10 protein-coding genes (1 of these 10 only partly in view) are annotated in these 18,634 nt (G+C 71.4%); 1 reads left to right on the forward strand and 9 read right to left on the reverse strand.

The window, feature by feature from the left end:
- The 9 genes from ABZ267_RS24430 to eccD all read right to left on the reverse strand — a co-directional run.
- Positions 1 to 4,874 carry the 5' end (the start) of a lonely Cys domain-containing protein gene (locus ABZ267_RS24430; protein WP_356749241.1) on the reverse strand. The gene continues 25,453 nt to the left of window position 1, outside the view, so the window shows 4,874 of its 30,327 coding nt (coding positions 1–4,874); its start codon is at positions 4,872 to 4,874; its stop codon lies off the left edge, out of view.
- 114 nt (positions 4,875 to 4,988) lie between these two features.
- The gene (locus ABZ267_RS24435) at positions 4,989 to 5,357 is read right to left on the reverse strand and encodes a hypothetical protein (protein WP_356749013.1); all 369 of its coding nucleotides are present in this window, start codon (positions 5,355 to 5,357) and stop codon (positions 4,989 to 4,991) included.
- Positions 5,358 to 5,360: 3 nt separating this feature from the next.
- Positions 5,361 to 5,813 (reverse strand): YbaB/EbfC family nucleoid-associated protein, encoded by a 453-nt coding sequence (locus tag ABZ267_RS24440; RefSeq protein WP_356749015.1) that lies wholly within the window; start codon positions 5,811 to 5,813, stop codon positions 5,361 to 5,363.
- Positions 5,814 to 5,925: 112 nt separating this feature from the next.
- Positions 5,926 to 9,522, reverse strand: a complete 3,597-nt coding sequence (locus ABZ267_RS24445) for an AAWKG family protein (RefSeq protein WP_356749017.1) — start codon at positions 9,520 to 9,522, stop codon at positions 5,926 to 5,928.
- Positions 9,523 to 9,571: 49 nt separating this feature from the next.
- On the reverse strand, positions 9,572 to 10,045 hold the full coding sequence (locus tag ABZ267_RS24450; RefSeq protein ID WP_356749019.1) for a type VII secretion system-associated protein: 474 nt from the start codon (positions 10,043 to 10,045) through the stop codon (positions 9,572 to 9,574).
- Between the two features lie 109 nt (positions 10,046 to 10,154).
- Complete coding sequence (locus ABZ267_RS24455) at positions 10,155 to 10,463, reverse strand: WXG100 family type VII secretion target (RefSeq protein ID WP_327221020.1); 309 nt, start codon at positions 10,461 to 10,463, stop codon at positions 10,155 to 10,157.
- Between the two features lie 28 nt (positions 10,464 to 10,491).
- The gene (locus ABZ267_RS24460; RefSeq protein ID WP_003970669.1) at positions 10,492 to 10,827 is read right to left on the reverse strand and encodes a hypothetical protein; all 336 of its coding nucleotides are present in this window, start codon (positions 10,825 to 10,827) and stop codon (positions 10,492 to 10,494) included.
- A 402-nt stretch (positions 10,828 to 11,229) separates the two neighbouring features.
- Entirely contained in the window at positions 11,230 to 12,762 is a 1,533-nt protein-coding gene (gene eccB / locus ABZ267_RS24465; protein WP_356749022.1) for a type VII secretion protein EccB, read from the reverse strand.
- Between the two features lie 43 nt (positions 12,763 to 12,805).
- Positions 12,806 to 14,209 (reverse strand): type VII secretion integral membrane protein EccD, encoded by a 1,404-nt coding sequence (gene eccD, locus ABZ267_RS24470; RefSeq protein ID WP_356749024.1) that lies wholly within the window; start codon positions 14,207 to 14,209, stop codon positions 12,806 to 12,808.
- Between the two features lie 414 nt (positions 14,210 to 14,623).
- Between eccD and eccCa the strand changes: the two genes are divergently transcribed.
- Entirely contained in the window at positions 14,624 to 18,631 is a 4,008-nt protein-coding gene (eccCa, locus tag ABZ267_RS24475; RefSeq protein ID WP_356749026.1) for a type VII secretion protein EccCa, read from the forward strand.
- The last annotated feature ends 3 nt before the right edge of the window (positions 18,632 to 18,634 follow it).

The raw sequence follows: 18,634 nt of genomic DNA on the forward strand, positions 1-18,634 counted from the left end.
GAAAGGTCGAACAGATCGTGGTCGCCCGTGATCGGACGCCGTTCACCGTCGTCATCGCGGCCGAACACCACCCCGTCCTGAACAACGAAGCGGCCATCGGCCTCGTACTGGGCCATCTTCCCGGCCAGCTCGTGGAATTCCGTGGACCGCTGATTGAACCGCGACACCACCCGGTCCCACGCATCCACCGGAACCGCACCCTGATCCGGCAACACCGGCTTGAAGTAACCGACCAGCCCGACATTCCCCGCATCGGCGCCCAGCAGAACATCGACATCCGAGACCGTCTTCGCCTTGATCTCCTGCGGCTTCGGCAGCGCCCCCGCATCCAGCCACTTCGGCGCCGACGGATTCGTCGGCCGCACATCCACGACCACATTCCGGTCCCGCGCCACACCACGGAACTTGTTGAAATTCTTCTCCGGAATGCCGTACGTGTGCCGGGCCGTGTACGCGTTGACGTCGAGGGAGTTCACCGGGGGCGGCGTTCCCTCGGACACGGACAGGGGCGCGTCCGGCTCGACGGCCGGGGCGGGAGATGCCGCGGGCTCCGGGCGGTGCAGGCGGCGGGCCAGCTCGGCGGTGTCGTCGGGGCCGAGGCCCAGTTCGGACAGCGGCAGCGGGGCGTCCGACAGCGACCAGGCGATCTGCGCGGACCGCGCGTAGGAGAGGCCCAGCACGTCGGCCCGCGAGACCAGGGTGTCCGGTGCCGGTGCGGGCGGCGGGGGCGGCAGCAGCCGGTCGAGCGTGGTCGTGGGGGTCGCACCGGACCGCAGCCCGGCGGCCGCTTCCAGGAACGCGGTGTACTGCCCCGGGGTGGGACCGGTGGCCGGGTCGACGTTCCCGCCGTTGGTGGCGGTGTGCCAGTCGGTGACCATCCGGTCCAGCAGGTCCGGGGTCATCCGGCCGTCGCCGTACCGGGCCGCGGTGCCCGGATCCAGCCAGCGCAGACCGTCCACGTAGGCGAGCGCCGCCAGCAACTCCCGGTTGCCCGGCTTCTGTTCGGCGTCCGGGCCGAGGACTGCGCGCAGGGTGCGGAGCTGCTGGAGGGTACGGGCGCGGGCGAAGGCGTCGGCCGGGTCCGGGCCCGTGTGCAGTCCGGCGTCGCGGGCCAGGTCGTCCAGTTCGGTTCCGGCGGGCTCCGGGGTGAACAGCCGCCATCGGCCCGGCCCGTCCGGACCTTCGCCGAGCACCGCGGTGACGTTGCCGTCCCGGTCCTTGGCGGTGCCTGCCTCGGTGGTCGGCGCGTACACCGGGCGCCCGGTCCGGTTCGCCACGTGCTGGGCGACCGGGAGTCCCGCGATCTTCGGCTGCTGCCCGGTCTCGCAGGAGAACAGCACCAGCGGCCGGTCCCGGTCCCCGTCCTGCGCCCAGGACTTGAGCACCTCACCGAGCTGGACGCCGCTGACCTTGACCGCGGGGTACGCGGGGTTGTCCGTCCCGAGGGTGACGGTACGGGGCGTGCCGTGGCCCACGAAGTAGTCGGCGCCCCGCTCGGTGCCGGAGCCCGGGAGCGCGGTCGGCGGGCCGGTGAAGACCTTACGGGGAGGGGGAGGGGCCTCGGAGGTCCCGGGGGGCGGGGGCTCGGCCGAGGTGGTGCGCACCCCGCGGAAGGTGTCCTGGCCGAGCAGCGCCGCACGAACCGCGCTCTGCCCCGTACCGTCCTCGGCCGGGCTCTGCGAGATGGTCACCGTCTGCACGGCGGCGCCGGGTTGCGGAGTGAGCGCCGTCGGCGGCACGAGGCGCCGGAGCTCGCTGAAGGGCACCTTCTTCCGGTCCAGTGTAGTGACGGACGGCCCGGTCGTGGGGGTCGGCGTGGTTCCGTCGCCGCCTTCGCCGTCGCTGTCGGTGGTGCTCGTGGTGATCAGGGCCACCGGGGCGTCGCCGGTGTCCATGACGCTGTCCCGCCGGGACTCCAGGTGCAGGTCGGTGGCCGTCTCGGACCAGGGCCGGGCGTCCGCGGCCAGCTTGGCGGCGGCGGGCACGGCGGTGCGGGTGGTCGAGGACGCCGAAGAGGTCGATGTGACCGTCGGCTTGATGTCCGGGGCGGGCATGGGGCCGGTGGTGGTGAGCGGCGGCTTGACGTCCGGGGCGGGCGCGGAGCCTGTGGTGGTGAGCGTCGGCTTGACGTCCGGACCCGGCAGGTCGCCGGTGGCGGGGCCCGGTTCACCGGAGACCACCTTCACGGAGGACAGGTCGGTGTCGTACGGCTCGGACTCGGTGCGGCGGGGCGCGGCCTCGGGGCCGGCCGGACCGGACTCGGTGTCGGCGGACACGTCCGGCGTCTCCTGCGTCTGCGGCACCTGCTCGCCCGGCGGAGGCTCGACCGCGCCGGGGTCGCCGGACGACTGACCGCCCTGCGCGACGGAACGCGGCGGCGAGGTGGCCGACGCGGGGCCCGGATTGGCCGACGTGGTGGTCGAGGCGGCGGGCGGTGGAGCGGCAGGCATGACGGGCGGCACGCCCAGGGCGTCGGCGAGCGGCAGCAGCACGTTCGCGCCCGGGAACACCGTGTTCGCCCCGCTGTCGGGCGTCGCGGCGGACCCGGGTCCGGTGAGCGGGCGGACCTCCACCGGCGCACCGGTGCCTTCGCGGGTCAGCTCGACCGCTTCGCGCACCGGCTGCCCCGTCGCGTCGGAGCCGGTCGGCGGACCGAGCACCACGGCCCGGTCCACCCCGGCGCCGTCCAGCAGCTCGGCCGCCTCCGGCGACCCGGCGACCGGCGGCGGCCCTTCTGAGACGACGACGGTCAGCGGGAGCGCACCGGTGCCGGGGCCGTCGGCAGTGGCCGAGGTGCCGCCCTCGGCCCCGCGCGCCTCGGGACCCCTGGCCTCTCCGGGAGCGCGCGCATCGCCGTGCGAACCGCTGGTGTTCACCTCGGGAGGGGCGGTGTGCTCCGCCGGGCCGGACGGTGTGTCCGTACCCGGCGAGTCCACGCTGCCCGCCCCGCCGGTCGTACCGGACCCTGGCGATACGACCGGGCTCTCCGCCCCACCAGTCGTACCGGACCCAGGCGACACAGTCGGACTCTCCGCCCCACCGCTCGTACCGGACCCAGGCGATACAACCGGGCCCTCCATTCCACCGGTCGTCGTACCGGCCCCCGGCGACACCCCCGGCCTCTCCCCCAGGATCGGCGTATCCACCGTCACCGGCGTCCCGAAGCCTTCCAAGGCCCTGCGGACCGCGTCGGCGTCCACCTGAGCGGCGGGACCGCCACCGGTGGGCACCACCCGTACCTCGGGCAGCTGCGAGAGCCGGTCCTGCACCCCGTCGCGTACGCCGATCTCCACGACGCCCGGCGGCTGGGAGCCGCGGAGAGCGGCCAGGTCCCGCAGCGCCTGCTCGCGTGCCTCGGCGGGGCCTTGGTGGACCTGCTGCCACAGTGCGTTCTCGGCTGCGGTCACCGGCAGCGGGCCCGGAGTGTACGGGGGCGGATCGGCGGAGACGTACGGCGGCGGGTCCTGTGACACGTAGGGCGGCGGCGACTGGCTGCCGGTGAAGTCGCTCTGGCCCGTGGTCTGTTGGACGACCGGTGGCGGTGCGGAAAGGCCGGGGCCGGGGCCGCCGGTGCTGTCCGTGCGGGAGGGCCCCTCGGTGCGGTCGGAGCCGCCCGTCTCCGAGCCGTTGCCGTTGCCGTTGCCGTTGCCGTTTCCACTGGAAACGGTCGGCGGCGGCTGGTTGCGCAACTTGTCGATGGCGTGCCGGAGTTCGGCGCCGCTGTTCAGTGCGGCGCCCATGAGGGAGGACTCGACCTGGCTGCTGATGCCCGCGCCGAAGAAGGTGGTCCAGCTGGAGGACCAGTCCCCCTCGAAGGCCCCCTTGATCAGGATCTCCGCGACGACCTCGCCCGCTCCGGCGGCGATGAAGTCCGCCGTGCCCTTGAGAGCGTAGTGCGCGGTCAGCGCGCCCGGCCGGTCCAGGTTGAGGCGCAGGATCTGGCTGTTGCGCCACAGCTCGGGGTTGTTGCGGAAGGAGAGCGGGCCGTCCCGGAAGGTGACGGGCACCGGGCCGGGCGAGGGAGTGGGGCCGGGGGTGTTGCCGTACGGGTTCGGGTCGGGGCGGTCTTTCGGGGGGTCGGGAAGGTCGGGGTCCGGCTTGGGGTTGGGTGTCGGGCCGTTGTTCTTGAGGTCGATGTCCGGCGTGTCCCGCAGGTTGGGAGGGTTCTTGAAGTCGAGATCCGGGCCGCCCTTGAGGAAGTTGCCGTCGAAGCTCCTGACGATGTCCTTGGCGAACTTCTCGAAGACGCTGGTGAAGAAACCCGCCGCCGCACCGAACGCGGCGGCCTTGCCGATGTCGCTCCAGTCGATCGAGTCGGGGCGGCGGCCGTCCGGAGCGAAGTTCATCATCGCGAGCCGCACGGCGAAGGTGGTGAACGCCTCGGCGAACGCCTCGGTCAGCGAGGGCGCCAGGTGCAGCCGCTGGAGCAGATGGCTGAGCGTGGTGAGGATGAAGAAGCGGCTGCGCAGCTTGGCCATCATGATCTGGCTGGCCGAGGCGCCACCGGTGAAGAAGGACATCGCCAGATAGATGGCGATCTCGATGAGCAGCCGGATGATCTCGGCGATGACCTGCCACTTGGACTCCATGATGTCCATGGAGGTCTTACGGCGGCCCTCGGCGATCTTGTCGAGCTGGTCGGAGAAGTCGCGCAGGTAGTTCTTGCCGCCGTCGTCGATGAGCATGCCCATCGCCTTGGCGTACGACGAGGCGAGGTCGTCCGGCATGGACTCGCCGATGTCGTGGATCGACTTGTCGATCAGCGAGGAGAGCCGGTCCAGTTTGCGCCCGAGGCCGGAGTAGGGCCGACGGCTCTCGAAGGCGAGGTCCTCGTCGGCGTCCATGAGCTTCTCCCCGGTGAGGATGAAGATCATGGCGTTGACCTCGGGCGATACCTGGATGCTCACCGACGGCCGCCTCGGGGGCCGTGCGGGCAGGACGGAGCGGCCGCTCCCGGTCGCGTACGGGAGCGGCCTGCGGTGCGGAGGTCAGCGCCGGCCATGCCCGCCCGGGCCGTCGAATCCATCGGCTTCGAGGCGGCTGTTGCCGTGCTCGATCTCGTCGATGTTGCGGTCGCGGGTGTCCTTCATCATCCGGACGTTGCTGACCGTGGCGTCGGTGATGCCCACCAGCGCGTCCCGGATGGAGAGCATGGTGTCCTTGGTGGTCTGCCGCTCCTTCTGCTCCTGCGGCTTGGCCTTCTCCGAGAACTCGCTGTTGGTGCCGGGCCAGCTGACCGTGGGCGCCAGCTCGTCCAGGAACTCCTCGGTCATCGACCTGGTGAGCGTCCCGATCTCCTCCAACTGCCGTGCCAGGGCCTCGATACGCTCGGGGTCGACGTAGTACCGCTGTCCCATGCCTCAGTCCTCTCCCTCGTCGCCGAGCGCGTCCCGCCAGGCGGGGGTGGCCGGGCCGCGCGCGGTGTCCTCGTCGTCCTCGCGCAGCACCTCAGGGCCGAAGATGCGCTCCCAGTCCAGCTCGAAGCCCTTCAGCTCGGGCACGTCGCTGCTGGGCTCGGCGAAGGGGGCCATCGCCTTCATCACGTGGCGGTTCATCTTCAGCCGGGCCGCGCTCGCCGCCTCCAGCACGCTGGCGGCCAGCTCCTGCGGGGACATGTCGCGGTACTTGTTCTCCAGGAACTCGATCCCGGTCAGCTCACCCTGCGGGCCCGCGGTGGCCCGGACCGCGCGGTCGGAGGAGAGCGCCGCGAAGGACGCCGACCGCAGCTCGCGCTCGGTGCGCGCCACCGCCTCCTGAGCCGCCTGCAGTTCGGCCATGGCCTTCTCCAGGCGCTTCTCCAGCGGTTCGGTCACGCCCGCTCCCCTCCTTCTGCCTCGGTCTTCACGTACGTACGGATCTCGGTCTCGGTACGGGCATGGCGCCCGGCCCGCTCATCCTGCCTGGTGACGGGCGCCTGAGCGAACGTCACCTCCCGATGACGGCCGGGGTGCCGCCCTCCTCGGTGCCCCAGACGTCCGCGTCCTCCTCCAGGTAGTCGGCGGAGGTCACGGGCCTGCGCCCCTGCTCCTCCTCGTCCTCGGCCGGGGAGTTGCCGCCGGTGGTCGCCACCCGGGAGGCCGGGGTGAGGAAGGTGTCGCTGTCCTCCTGGCGGTTCCACGGGCTGCGCCGACGGCGGTTGCGGCGCTCGCTCTCCTCCGCCGCGTCGACCAGGACGGCGCGCACGCGCTCGCCGTTGCCCTTCTCGCTGCCCCCGCCCATGCCGCCCATGCCGCCGCCCATCGGCATGCCGGGGGTGCCGGGCGTGCCCGGGGCGCCGGGGGCACCCGGTCCGCCGCCGGAACCGCCGCCGGGGACCGTCGCGTTGTTCGTGGCGCTGTCGGAGAGCGGGGTGACCTGGCCGAGGGTCTCGGAGGACGGGAGGTTCGTACCGGGGAGGCCGCCGCCGGAGCCTACGGAGCCGCCCGCGCCGACCTGGGCACCCAGCCCCAGCTCCGAGAGGGAGACGTCCCGGGTGCTGGTCCCGTCGCCTCCACCACCGCCACCGCCGCTGCTTCCGCTGCTCCCGTTGGCGAAGTCCTTGAGCCCGTCGAGATCGAGGTCCCGGTTCCCGTTCAGGCCGTCCAGGTCCCGGTTCCCGTTGAGGTCACCGAGGTTGCCGAGGTCGCGGTTCCGGTCGAGGTCCCGAAGGTCGTCGAGGAAGTCCGGCCTGTTGTTGCCGCTCCCGCGCGAGGCGAGCTCGTCGAGCGTGACCGTCTCGGTCCGGCCCTGAGGGTCGGTGACGGTGGCGATGCCGGTGTCCGGGTCGATGGAGTGGCTGGAGCCGTCCGGGAAGGAGTGGACGAACCGGCCGCTGTCCAGCGAGGAGACGGAACCGTCCGGGTTGGTCACGTCGGCCCCGTGGGTGAGGTCGGTGGTGACCTTGGAGCCGTCCGGAGCGATGCTGGTGAGCTGTCCCGTGTCCGGGTCGAAGACGGTCTTGCCGCCGTCGGGGAACGTGGTGGCGAAGTCGCCGTTCTCCAGCCCGGTGAGGCTGCCGGTCGAGGACTTCAGACCCGCGTCGCCGGTGTTGAGGTTCCCGAGGTCGCCCAGGTCGTTGATGGTCTCCCGGTCACCGAGGCCGCCGTCGGACTCGGTCGGCAGATCGGCGTTGATGTTGCCGAGGTCTCCGAGGTTGCCCAGGTTCCCGAGGTCGCCGATCCCGTTCCGGCCGTTCAGGCCGCCGAGGTTGCCGAGGTTCTCCGTGGTGACGGTGCCGTCGGGGTCGGTGGAGGTGGCCTGACCGGTCTTCGGGTCCACCACCTGCGTCGTACCGTCCGGGAAGGTCGTCGTCAGCTTGCCGTCGTCTCCGAGCGAGGTGACCGAGCCGTCCGGATTCGTCACCCGGACCCCGTCGGCCAGGTCCTGCTCGGTCACGCTGCCGTCCGGGTGGGTGGTGGTGAGGAGACCGCTGTCCGGGTCGAAGGAGGTGCTGCTGCCGTCCGGGAAGCCGGTGGTGAGCTGGTCGCCGTCGAGCTGGGTCTTGCCGCCGGTCGGAGTGTTGAGGGAGCCGCCCGCGCCGTTGTTGAGGCCGCCGAGGCTGCCCAGGTTCTCGGAGATCGCCTGGTTGGCGGCGTCGTCGGGGTTCCTCGTGGAGCCGGGGCCGCCGTTGATCCCGCCGAAGTTGCCGAGATTCGAGGTCACGGGGACCGGGCCGCCCGCTGGGCCCTGCTGGTTCTCGCCGCCGGGGCTGTTCACGTCACCGAGGTTGCCGAGGCTCTCGGAGACCGCCTTGTTCGCGTCGTCGACATTCAGGTTGCCGGTGTCTCCCGGGCCGCCGGGCGAGTTGATGCCGCCGAGGTCACCGATGCTCTCGGTCACCGGGATGTCCGACTTGAGGTTCAGCAGGTCGTCGAGGTTGCCGAGGTTCTCGCCCCCGCCACCGGGCCCGTTGATGTTGCCGAGGCTCTCCTCCATCTGCTTGGCCTGCTCCTCGGCCTCCCGCTTGGCCTCCTCCTGCTCGCGCCGCTGCTCCTCGCGCAGCTCGTCCTGGTACTTCTTGTCCTCCTCACGTTGGAGGCGCTGCTCCTCGCGGAGTTCGTCCTGGAGCTTCTTGTCCTCCTCACGTTGGAGGCGCTGCTCCTCGCGGAGTTCGTCCTGGTACTTCTTGTCCTCTTCGCGCTGCTCCTCCTGCTCCTTGCGGAGCTCGTCCTGAAGCTTCTTGTCCTCCTCGCGCTGCTTGCGCTGCTCCTCGCGCAGCTCCTCCTGGAGCAGGCGGCTCTTCTCGTTCTCCTCGTTGATCTTCTCCTTCTCCTCCTCCAGCTTCTTCTTCTCGTACTCCTCGCCCGCCGTGCTGGTCGACTTGGGCTCGGGTACGTTCTCGGAGAAGTCCTTGGAGAGCGTCAGGAACTGGTTGTTGAGCCGCGACTGCACCTCGCGGGCGTTCTTGACCAGCATGTCGTCCACGGCCCGGCTCCAGATGTCCACCGCCTTGTCGCCGACCTTCGCCCAGTTGGCGATGTCGGTGAGGTCGCCGTAGTCCGGGTGGACCTGGGAGAAGCCGGCCTCCGGCTTGTGGCTGACCGAGGTGGTGTAGCGGTACGTGGTGGACGTGATGTTCGTCTTGGCCACGTTCTCCCGGTCCACCCACTGGGCCAGGTCGTCCAGGACGTAGCGCAGCACCCGGTGCGGGTCGTAGTAGTCGGACTGGGCCCAGGCGAGCCAGTAGCCGAGCAGGTCCCTGGCGGCCTGCTCCAGGTGGGAGCGGCCCAGGGAGAGGGCGCGGGAGTAGACGGTGCTGCCGGTGCCGGTGGCGTCGCCGCTGCCCGCCGTCTCGTTGAAGGTCTCCACGTAGGCGTCGTAGTTCTCGCGGATCTTCTTGATGAGACTGCGGAAGACCTCCGCGGCCTCACCCTTCCAGCTCGCGTCGTCCCGGCCGAAGCGGTCCTCCCAGTCCTTCAGCACCGGCGCGTGGTACTTGAAGAACTGGGCCGCGTAGTCGAAGGAGTGGCCTGCTCTGGTGAAGGACTCCAGGTCGACGGCGTCGCCTTCCTTGGCGACCTCGCCGCTGAAGCGGCCGTCGCCGCTGTTGCCCTTCAGCAGGGCCATGAGCGCCGCCCGGGGCCCGTTCATGTAGCGGGCGAGCGGGATGGTGCTGAACTTGTCCTTGTTGTAGTCCGTGAACTCGTTGCCCTCGCGGACGTCCACGTTGTTGACGTCGGTGGAGTCGGTGCCGGCGAAGATGATCTCGTCGCCGGCCTTCACACGCCCCTCGAAGACGATGCGCGCCTGCATGATGGAGCGCTTCTTTCCGCTGTCGAAGAACCAGATGTCGTAGTCCTGGCCCTTGTTCTGCAGGAAGCCGGAGTCCTTGACGAGGAGGCTGAGGCTGCGCTCCTTGATGTCCATGCGGAAGAGCTTGCCGCCGTGGTCGGAGCGGAGGGTGTCGAAGATCTCACTGCGCTTGGGCACGGGGTAGCCGGTGATGTGATGGACGAGATCGGCCCAGTTGTCGGACGATGCCGCGTCCGTGTCCTCGTACTTGTCGACGTTCCCCACGGATGATTCGTCGTACCGGTCGGCCACCGCGCGCCCTCTCTCGTCTCTCGCCGTCCACCCCGATGCGCGGGAGTGGCTACTTCTCTTCCGTGCCCGACGTTCCGCTGGTGAGCGTGTCGACCTCGTCGAAGGTCTGGAGCAGCGTCTGGGCGTCGATCGCGTCCAGGTTCTTGTTCTTGGTCTTGTTGGCCTCTTCGATGGTCTCGGTGAGGGCTTCCTTGAGCTCCTTGAAGAGTTCCATCTGGTCGCCGAGCAGCTTGTCGAGGGAGGTCGCGACGGACGTCACGCTCTCGACCAGTGTCGGACCGGAGATCAGCTTCTCCCGGTTGATCAGGCCGAGGCGCAGGAGCTGCGATGCCTGGTCGAGGTTGTCGGCCGTGGTGTAGCCGCCGATCAGCTCGCTGAGGGGCCGGATGCGGGTCTCGCCCTCACCCTCGCCCTCATCCTTGTGCTTCTTGGCCTTGGTGTAGACCGGATGGACCTCGTTGTCGCGGAAGTTCTCCATCTGCTTGAGGTCGAAATGCTTGACGTCGGCGTGCTCACCGGCCATGGGACGTCCTCCTGCGATCGGGCCCGGATCGGGTCACTGGAACGGAGCTGAGAGAAGCCGGGAGCCGCCTCCACCGCTTGCGGCGGGGAGGCGGCCCGCGACCGGCAGGCTAACGAGCCCGCACGCCGCCCCAGTTGTCGGCGCTCCTGCGCTCGTCGCGGGAGTGGTTGTCGTGGATGCTCTGGACCAGCTCGCCGCTGTCGCCGAGGAGCAGGGCCATGTTCTTGGTCGCCTGGTCCCACTCGGCCTGGACACCGCGGTACATCGCCTGGTCGTCACCCTCCCAGGAGGTGACGAGCGGCTTGAGCTCGTCCTCCAGGTTGTTGAGGGTGGTGATGATCTGCTGGGTCTGCTGCTTCAGCTCCTCGATCGCGTTGCGGACCGTGGAGTACTGCACATCGATGATGCCGTCGGCCATGACATCTCCTCTCGGGTGGGGGGGCGGGTCAGCGCAGTGCTTCGAAGACGCCTTGGCTGGTCTTGCTGTTGAGCACCTCGGTCAGGTCCTGGTTCTCCTTCGCGAGCCGGTCGGCCGACGTCACGTTCTCCTGGAGCGCGTCCACCATCTTGCTGATCTGGACGACGACCTTCTGCGCCTCGCCGTTCCAGCTGCGGAACAGCTTCAGCAGGGCCTGGCCCTCGTCACCGCCGACACCCGAACGAGCGGCGATCTCGGCGACGTTGTTCTGGATCTTCTCGACCGCGGCCCGGGCCGACTCCAGAGAGGAGACACCTCCCAAGCCCTTGGCATAGTCCGCCCGCCTCTGGCCACTGTCAGCCATGTCGCGCTCCCTTCGTTGAGTGACTCTCATGGCACCGTTGCCCGCTGAGGCTAAAGAGAACTCACCGTCCGGCGCAACGCATGTTGGGAAGATTTGAGCATAGGTCAGTTCGCCAGAGTCCTTACATGCCAACAGAGTTGTCCGAAGGTTTCGACGAAATGAACGAGCCCTGCGGCCGGTTGGTGAGGTCCGGTCGATACGGACGGGAAACGGGCAGCCCCGGAATCCGAACGGTCACCGCGGCTGCCCATTCCCTGAGCTTTATCTGAGGTTTCGCTCCACACGCGGGCCAAGCTCCGGCACACACCGAAATAGGCTCCGAAGGCGGTGAGTTGCGTCCGGAGTTTTATCCGCCCGACTCCCTTTCCCTTTCTTCGACCCCGTATGGGCCGTTTGCCGGGATCATGGCCGGGAGTCGCCCGTGCCGGACGCGGCGCACTTCGGGGCGGTGACCTTGGGCTCCGCCGCGCCCGAGGCGGCGGCCGGATCCAGGTCCGCGCCGGTCGGCAGGGCCGCGAGCAGCGGGGCCGGAACGGAACCGATGTCGCCTTCTCCGTACCCGAGCGCGCCCAGGGAGTTCTTGGCCGGTACGCGGTACTTCACGCCGTTCTCCGCCACCAGGTAGGTGGTCCCGGCGTGGGCCGCGCCGCTCGCGTTCAGCGCGCGGACCAGCGCGCCGTGCCCGGGACGTACCACCGTGGCGTCCGTCCGGGCGCAGGCCGGGACCAGCGGCCGGTCGGTGCCTTGCGACACGGCGACGGGTGCGAGGCCGGCCAGCGGGACGAGCACCGAACGGATCCGGGCGCCGCCGTTGCCGCCGTCCACCTGTGCGCAGAGCGCGGTGCCGCGCGGCGCGGACTGCGGGAGCGGCGGCGTACGCGGCAGCTCGGCGGTTCCGGGTCCGGTGGCCGTGTCCGTCGCGCGGTGCGTACGGAGCGCGTCGGCGCCGACCGGGCGGGCCTCGGGTGAGCGGCCCTGGTAGGCGTCCTTCTGGGTGGCCGGGTCGCCGAGGACCAGGGCGGCCTCCAGCCGGGACAGCGGCACCAGGCCGTCCTTGCGCAGCAGGTGGTACGTGGAGCCGCCGCCGACCACGCTGACCTCGAAGAGCTGGCCGATCGTGCTCGGTTCGCCGCCGAGCTCCGGGCCCTTCTCCCCGCGCCCCGGGACCTGCGGCGGCTTCAGGGCGGGTCCGGGCGCGAGTGCGTCGAGGAAGGCCGCCGAGACCGGCATCGCCCGCTCGGAGCCGTAACCGAGGGCGTTGCGGGCGTCGGACGCGGCGTCCAGCGCGAGCCGGCTCCCTTGCCAGACCAGGTACTCCGTACCGTCCGGGTCGCTCACGAGCACCGCGCGGTCGGCCCCGACGCCTTGCGAGTCCAGCGGCGCACCGGCGACCAGCGTGGTGGCGCCGGGGCTGTCCGCGCCGGTGTCCGCTCCGGCGCCGGAGGTGCTGGGCAGTGCGCCGTCCGGTCCGGTGACGCACATGTGCCAGGCCCCGGCGTCCAGTTGGCCGGGGCCCGGCAGGGTGTCCGGGGCGCCGGGGATGCCGGCCGGTGAGCCGACGGGGACGTCCCGCAGCGAGGCGGTGGAGACGTCGACGGCCTTGAGGTCCGGGCCGCCGATCAGCCGTGCCGAGGCGAAGTTGCGTACCGGATGGAGTACGCCGTCGGTGCCGGTCCACAGGTAGCGGGCGCCGGTGTCGCGGTTGACCACCAGGTGCTCGCCCTTGCGCCAGCTGTCGTTGCCGCCGGGGCGCAGCAGCCCGTAGACGGTGGCCCCGGCGCCGATCAGGACGGTCACCAGGAGGCCGAAGACGACGCCTCGGGTCGTCCGGCCGAGCGGGCTCTCCGGGGCGTCCGGGTCGGCCGTCAGCAGGCCCGAGCTGAGCCTGCCCATCATGAAGCCGTGGGCCTGGACCTGGTCGCGCTTGGACTGCACAGCCTCTCCTCAACTCGTATCGGCTCTGGTTGTACGGGAACACTCAGCCGAACAGGCCGCGCAGCCAGCCGAAGAGGCCCGCGACCCACAGCGTGAGCGGCAGCAGCGCGACGGCCAAACCGGTGTGCGCCAGCTCCGCCGCCCGGCCCCAGTACGGCAGCATCCGGCGGCCGGGCACGATCCAGGACGCGGTCACCAGGGCGGCCGCGACGGCGAGCAGCACCGCGAAGACGACCACCCGGCCGTCCGCGTCGCCGTCCACGGCCCAGGCCCGGGCGAGCAGCAGCAGTCCGAGGATCCCGGGCACCGCCAGGGTCAGGCGCTGGCCGATGTGGACCAGGCCGCGCGAGTGCAGGAGCAGCAGCAGGGTCAGCGCGAGCGCGGTGAGCGTCTCGGGCAGGTCCGGGTGGTGGGCCAGGACGGCGAGTGCGGCGGCGGCGATGGTGCCGGTGGCGGCGAAGAGCGCGGTGACCCAGCGTCCGGCGAGTTCGGTGCGCTCGGCGACCTCGTCGCCCGCGTACGGGTCGATGCCTTCCTGGAGCTGTCCGGCGGAGGACGGCAAGGCCGGCATACGCATTCCGGCCAGTTTGAAGGCGAAGGGCGCCACCGCTCCGGCGGCGAGCGCGACGACGGCCGCCACCAGCGCCACGGCGGCCGGCGCGTCCAGGCCGGTGTAGCCCATCAGGGTCCCGGAGACCGCGGTGGCGACCGCGACCACGGCGGTGGCCAGCAGCGCCGGGGCGCCGACCGCGGTGGCGGCGAGCGCGAGGACCGCGCCGCCCGCGGCCGCCGCGCCGGCGGCGAGGAGCCGCGCACCGACGACCCGCGCCGCGTCGGGGCCGGTGAGGTCGCCACCGGGCAGCACCCAGCCGACCAGCGCGAAGCACGGAGCGACCAGCAGGCCGAGCGCGGTCGCGGAGAGCCGGTCACCGACCGCGCGGCTGGCGGAGCCGGCCCCGGCGAGCAGCAGCAGCCCGGCGACGGCCGCGAGCGCGGCCCTGGTGGAGGTGCCGGCCACGCCTGGCCAGAACACCAGCACCAGCGCGGCGGCCACGGTCGCCACGGCGGTGCCCACCAGCAGGCCGCGGGCCGCGCCGGCGTGCCAGGTGTGCAGCCGGCGGCCGACCGTCTCGGCTATCCCGTCCACCAGGTCGTCCAGCCGCGCCTCGGGCAGCGCCTCGGTGTGCGGGCGCAGATGGAGTACGGCACCGTCGGCGAGACCGGCGCGGGCCAGGGTGGTCTCCTCGTCGAGCGGGGCGTCGCCGAGCCGCTGCAGCACCCAGCCGGCGTGGTCGAGCCCGGCCTCCTCGGCCTCCTCGCCGACGTACCGCAGGAGGGTGGGGAGCAGATCGGCCACGGGTACGTCGGCGGGCACGGCCAGATCGATGGTGACGCTCGGCGCACGTACGGTCAGGCGGCACGTTTCGGCCACCGCACTGTCGGTCATCAGCAGAACTCTCGTCTTCCGTGCAGGCTTTGACAGGAGACTTCCCCGGCAGCTTCCCGGGGAGAGGGAATGTGCGAACAGTACGGAAAGTCCGCCTATCCGTGAACCGGGGTGCGCGGCAGGGGAATTGTGACCGCGCGCCCGGCCCGCCACCACTCCCGCGTGGACAGGTCGCGTTCCGTGAATGCAGACTACTGCCTGCGGCCACCGGTCGTACCGCGGGCCGGGGTGCGAATCCGGCAGGCGCTTGTCCCTGACGGAAGTTGGCCGTCCCGCTATCCGCTCGAAACATTCACCCGTCGTTCATCGGGCACGTACGGCCCGGAGAATCAGCCTGGCGCGGTCTTTCCCCGCCGGGTGCCCGCCGGTATTCGGCGCGGGCCGGAAAAGTCAGCGAACCGGAGGTTCTGTTCCTTGAGTGTCGTGCTGTTTCGCCGCCCGGCCCGCAGGCGCGGGCCGGAGATGCCCGAGGGGCAGTTGACCCTCCAGGAGCCGCCGGTCCTCGCCGAGACGGTGCCCGACACCTCGGCGGTGTGGACCTATCTGCCGATGGCGCTGATGTCGGTGTCGATGATGCTGATGTTCCTGCGCCCCGGCGGCGGGAACGGCGTCTTCATGTATCTGGCGATGGGCGTCATGGCGCTCTCGGCCGGTGCCATGCTGCTGGGTCAGCTCATGCGCCGCTCCAGCGAGCGCAAGCAGCGCCTCAAGGGTGAACGCCGGGACTATCTGCGCTACTTGGCGCAGACCCGCAAGCGGGTGCGGACCACGATCGCGGAGCAGCAGCGGGCGCTCGCCTGGCGCCATCCGGAGCCCGCCTCGCTCCGCTCGCTGGCCCGCACCTCGCGGCTGTGGGAGCGCCGTCCGGCGGACGAGGACTTCGGCGAGGTGCGGCTCGCGGTCGGCGAACAGCAGCTCGCACTCACCCTGAACCCGGTCTCCACCCGCCCGGTGGAGGACCTCGAACCGCTCTGCGCGCACGCGCTGCGCCGCTTCATCCGCGCCTACTCCACCATCCCCGAGCAACCGCTGGGCCTCTACCTGCGCTCCTCGGCGCGGATCCTGCTGCGCCCGGAGGAGGCGCCCGACGGAGACGCGCCCGGTGCAAAGACCCCGGAGCACGACGCCGTACGGGCGCTGGTGCGGGCGATGCTCGGGCAGCTGGCCTTGTTCCACGCGCCGGAGGAGCTGTGGCTCGCGCTCTGCGTCAGCGACGAGCGGCGGCCGGACTGGGAGTGGGTCAAGTGGCTGCCGCACGCGCTGGATCCGCACGAGGAGGACGGCGCCGGCCAGGCCCGCCGGATCACCGCCGACCTCACCGAGCTGGACGATCTGCTCGGCGCCGAGTTCGCCGAGCGGCCCGGCTTCGACCCGGACGCCCGTCCCGGGCGCGACGAGCCGTACACGGTCGTCGTGCTGGACGGCGTCAGCGTGCCGGAGGGCCACCGCTGGGAGGGCCACGGCTACCGCAACGCGCTGATCCTCGACGTCTCCGGTGCCCTGCGCTGGCGGCCCGGCCGGAACACGCTCCGGCTGACCGTCGGACCGGACCAGGTGAACCTGGTGCGCACCGACCGCAGCCGCAAGGAGCGCTCGGTGCCGCTCGGCCGTCCGGACCGCCTCGGCCCGCTCGGCGCGGAGTCGCTGGCCCGGCTGATGGCCCCGCGCCGGATGAGCCTCGGCGGTGACATCGCGCAACCGCTGGACAACGACGTCGAGCTGACCACGCTGCTCGGCATTCCCGACCTCCACCGGCACGACCCGCAGACCCTCTTCGACCGCCACTCCGGCTCGGCCCGGCTGCGGGTGCCGATCGCGGTCGGCGTGGACGGCCGCCCGGTCGAACTGGACATCAAGGAGTCCGCGCAAGGCGGTATGGGCCCGCACGGCATGCTCATCGGCGCCACCGGCTCCGGCAAGAGCGAGCTGCTGCGCACGCTGGTCCTCGGCCTCGCGCTCACCAACTCCTCCGAGACCCTCAACTTCGTCCTGGTCGACTTCAAGGGCGGCGCCACCTTCCTCGGCCTGGAGGAACTCCCGCACACCTCCGCCGTCATCACCAACCTGGCCGACGAAGTCGCCCTGGTGGAGCGCATGCAGGACGCGCTGCACGGCGAACTCATCCGCCGCCAGGAGCTGTTGCGGTCGGCCGGCAACTACACCTCCGCCCTGGAGTACGAGCGCGCCCGCGCCGCCGGAGCGGACCTCGCGCCGCTGCCGAGCCTCTTCGTGGTGGTCGACGAGTTCAGCGAACTGCTCTCCACACACCGCGAGTTCATGGAGCTGTTCGTCATGATCGGCCGGCTCGGCCGCTCGCTCGGCGTCCATCTGCTGCTGGCCTCGCAGCGGCTGGACGAGGGCCGCATGCACCAGCTGGAGAGCCACCTCTCGTACCGCATCGGCCTGCGCACCTTCTCCGCCATGGAGAGCCGCGGTGTGCTCGGCGTACCGGACGCCTACGAGCTTCCGGCCGCGCCCGGCAGCGGCTATCTGAAGTCCGGCGTGGAGGCGCTGACCCGGTTCCGGGCCGCGTACTCCTCGGGGACGTACCGACGTCGTACGGGAGCCGTGGTGCAGGCGCGGGTGGCGAGCCAGGTGGTGCCGTGGACCAGTGGCTGGGTGGTGCCGCGCACGCTGGAGGCGGCACCCGAGCCGGAGCCCGCGACCGAGGAGGACGAGGAGGCGCTGCTGGAGGTGGCGCTGGAGCGGCTGCAGGGCTCCGGGCCGGCCGCGCACCAGGTGTGGCTGCCGCCGCTGGACGAGCCGTCGCCGCTGGACGCGCTGCTGCCGGGCATCGCGCCGGATGAGGAGCGCGGCCTGATCGCAACGGGATGGCCGGGCGCGGGGCGGTTGCGCGTGCCGGTCGGTCTGGTGGACAAGCCGTTCGAGCAGCGGCGTGATCCGCTGGTCGTGGACCTGTCCGGAGCGGGCGGCCATGTCGCCGTCGCGGGCGGTTCGCAGAGCGGCAAGTCGACGCTCGCCCGTACGCTCATCGCGGCCCTGGCGCTGACCCACACTCCGGCCGAAGTCCAGTTCTACTGCCTGGACTTCGGCGGTGGCGGCCTCTCACAGCTCGCCGCGCTCCCGCACGTCGGCGGCGTCGCGGCGCGGCTCAACCCGGAGCGGGTGCACCGGGCCGTCGCCGAGGTGATGACGCTGCTGGCCCGCCGCGAGCAGTTCTTCGTGGACCACACGCTCGACTCTATGCAGTCCTACCGGCGCCGCCGAGCGGCCGGCGAGTTCCCGGACGAGCCGTTCGGTGACGTGTTCCTGGTGGTCGACGGCTGGTCCACGGTCCGCCAGGACTACGACGACCTGATCCCGAAGTTCAACGAACTCGCCGCTCGTGGCCTCAACTACGGCATCCACCTGATCATCACCACCACACGCTGGGTGGAGCTGTCCGCGCAGGTCCGCGACCAGGCCGCGACCCGGCTGGAGCTGCGGATGGGTGACCCGATGGACTCCGAGATCGACACCCGTAAGGCCCGTTCGGTGCCGCGCACCGGCGGCCGGGGCATCACCGCCGACAGCAAGATGCACTTCCTCGCCGGTCTGCCGCGCCTGGACGGCAGCGGCTCGCTGGAGGATCTCGGCGAGGGCGTGGCGCACCTGGTCGGAGAGATCGCCCGCCACTGGTCCGGCCCGCCGGCCCCGCAGGTCCGGATGCTGCCGCACCGCCTGCCGCTCACCGAACTCCCGGCGCCCGAGGCAACCGAGGGCGGCGGCATGCGGATCGCGCTCGGTCTCGACCAAGACGCGCTGGAGCCGGTCTGGCACGACTTCAGCCGGACGCCGCACCTCATCGCGGTCGGCGACACCGAGAGCGGCAAGACCAACCTGCTGCGCCTGATCACCCAGGGCATCACCACGCGGTACGCGCCCGAGGAGGCGAAGATCATCGCGGTGGACTACCGCCGCACCCTGGTCGACGCCATCCCCGAGGAGTACCGCATCGGCCACGTCATCTCGCTGGACAACCTCAACGAGACCATCGAAGGCGCGGCCCGCGCGATGAAGACCCGCCTCCCGGGCGCCGACATCGCACCGGCCCGGATGCGCACCTGCGACTGGTGGACCGGCCCGCGCCTCTTCATCCTGGTCGACGACTACGACATGGTCTCCGGCAACTCCTTCCAGAGCCCCTTCGAGCCGCTCTTCGAGAACCTGACGCTCGGCTTCGAGATGGGCCTGCACCTGGTCGTCGCCCGCAGCGCGATGGGCGCGGGACGCGGTTTGAGCGACGGCCTGATCCGCCGCCTGGACGAGGCCAACAACCCGGCCGTCCTGCTCTCCTGCCCGCCCACGGAAGGCCGCCTCTTCGGCAACGCGAAGCCGCTCAACCTGCCGCCGGGCCGGGCCCTGCACATCGCGCGGCGCAAGCCACGGCTGATGCAGACGGCGCTGGTGGAGGAGGGCTGACCA

It is taken from the genome of Streptomyces sp. NPDC006174, from assembly GCF_040614075.1.
GTDB lineage: Bacteria > Actinomycetota > Actinomycetes > Streptomycetales > Streptomycetaceae > Streptomyces.

Coding starts and splice junctions, on each gene's coding strand:
- ABZ267_RS24450 (WP_356749019.1), bottom strand. CDS start 10,045: ATGGCCGGTGAGCACGCCGACGTCAAGCATTTCGACCTCAAGCAGATG.
- ABZ267_RS24455 (WP_327221020.1), bottom strand. CDS start 10,463: ATGGCCGACGGCATCATCGATGTGCAGTACTCCACGGTCCGCAACGCG.
- eccD (WP_356749024.1), bottom strand. CDS start 14,209: ATGACCGACAGTGCGGTGGCCGAAACGTGCCGCCTGACCGTACGTGCG.
- ABZ267_RS24460 (WP_003970669.1), bottom strand. CDS start 10,827: ATGGCTGACAGTGGCCAGAGGCGGGCGGACTATGCCAAGGGCTTGGGA.
- ABZ267_RS24435 (WP_356749013.1), bottom strand. CDS start 5,357: ATGGGACAGCGGTACTACGTCGACCCCGAGCGTATCGAGGCCCTGGCA.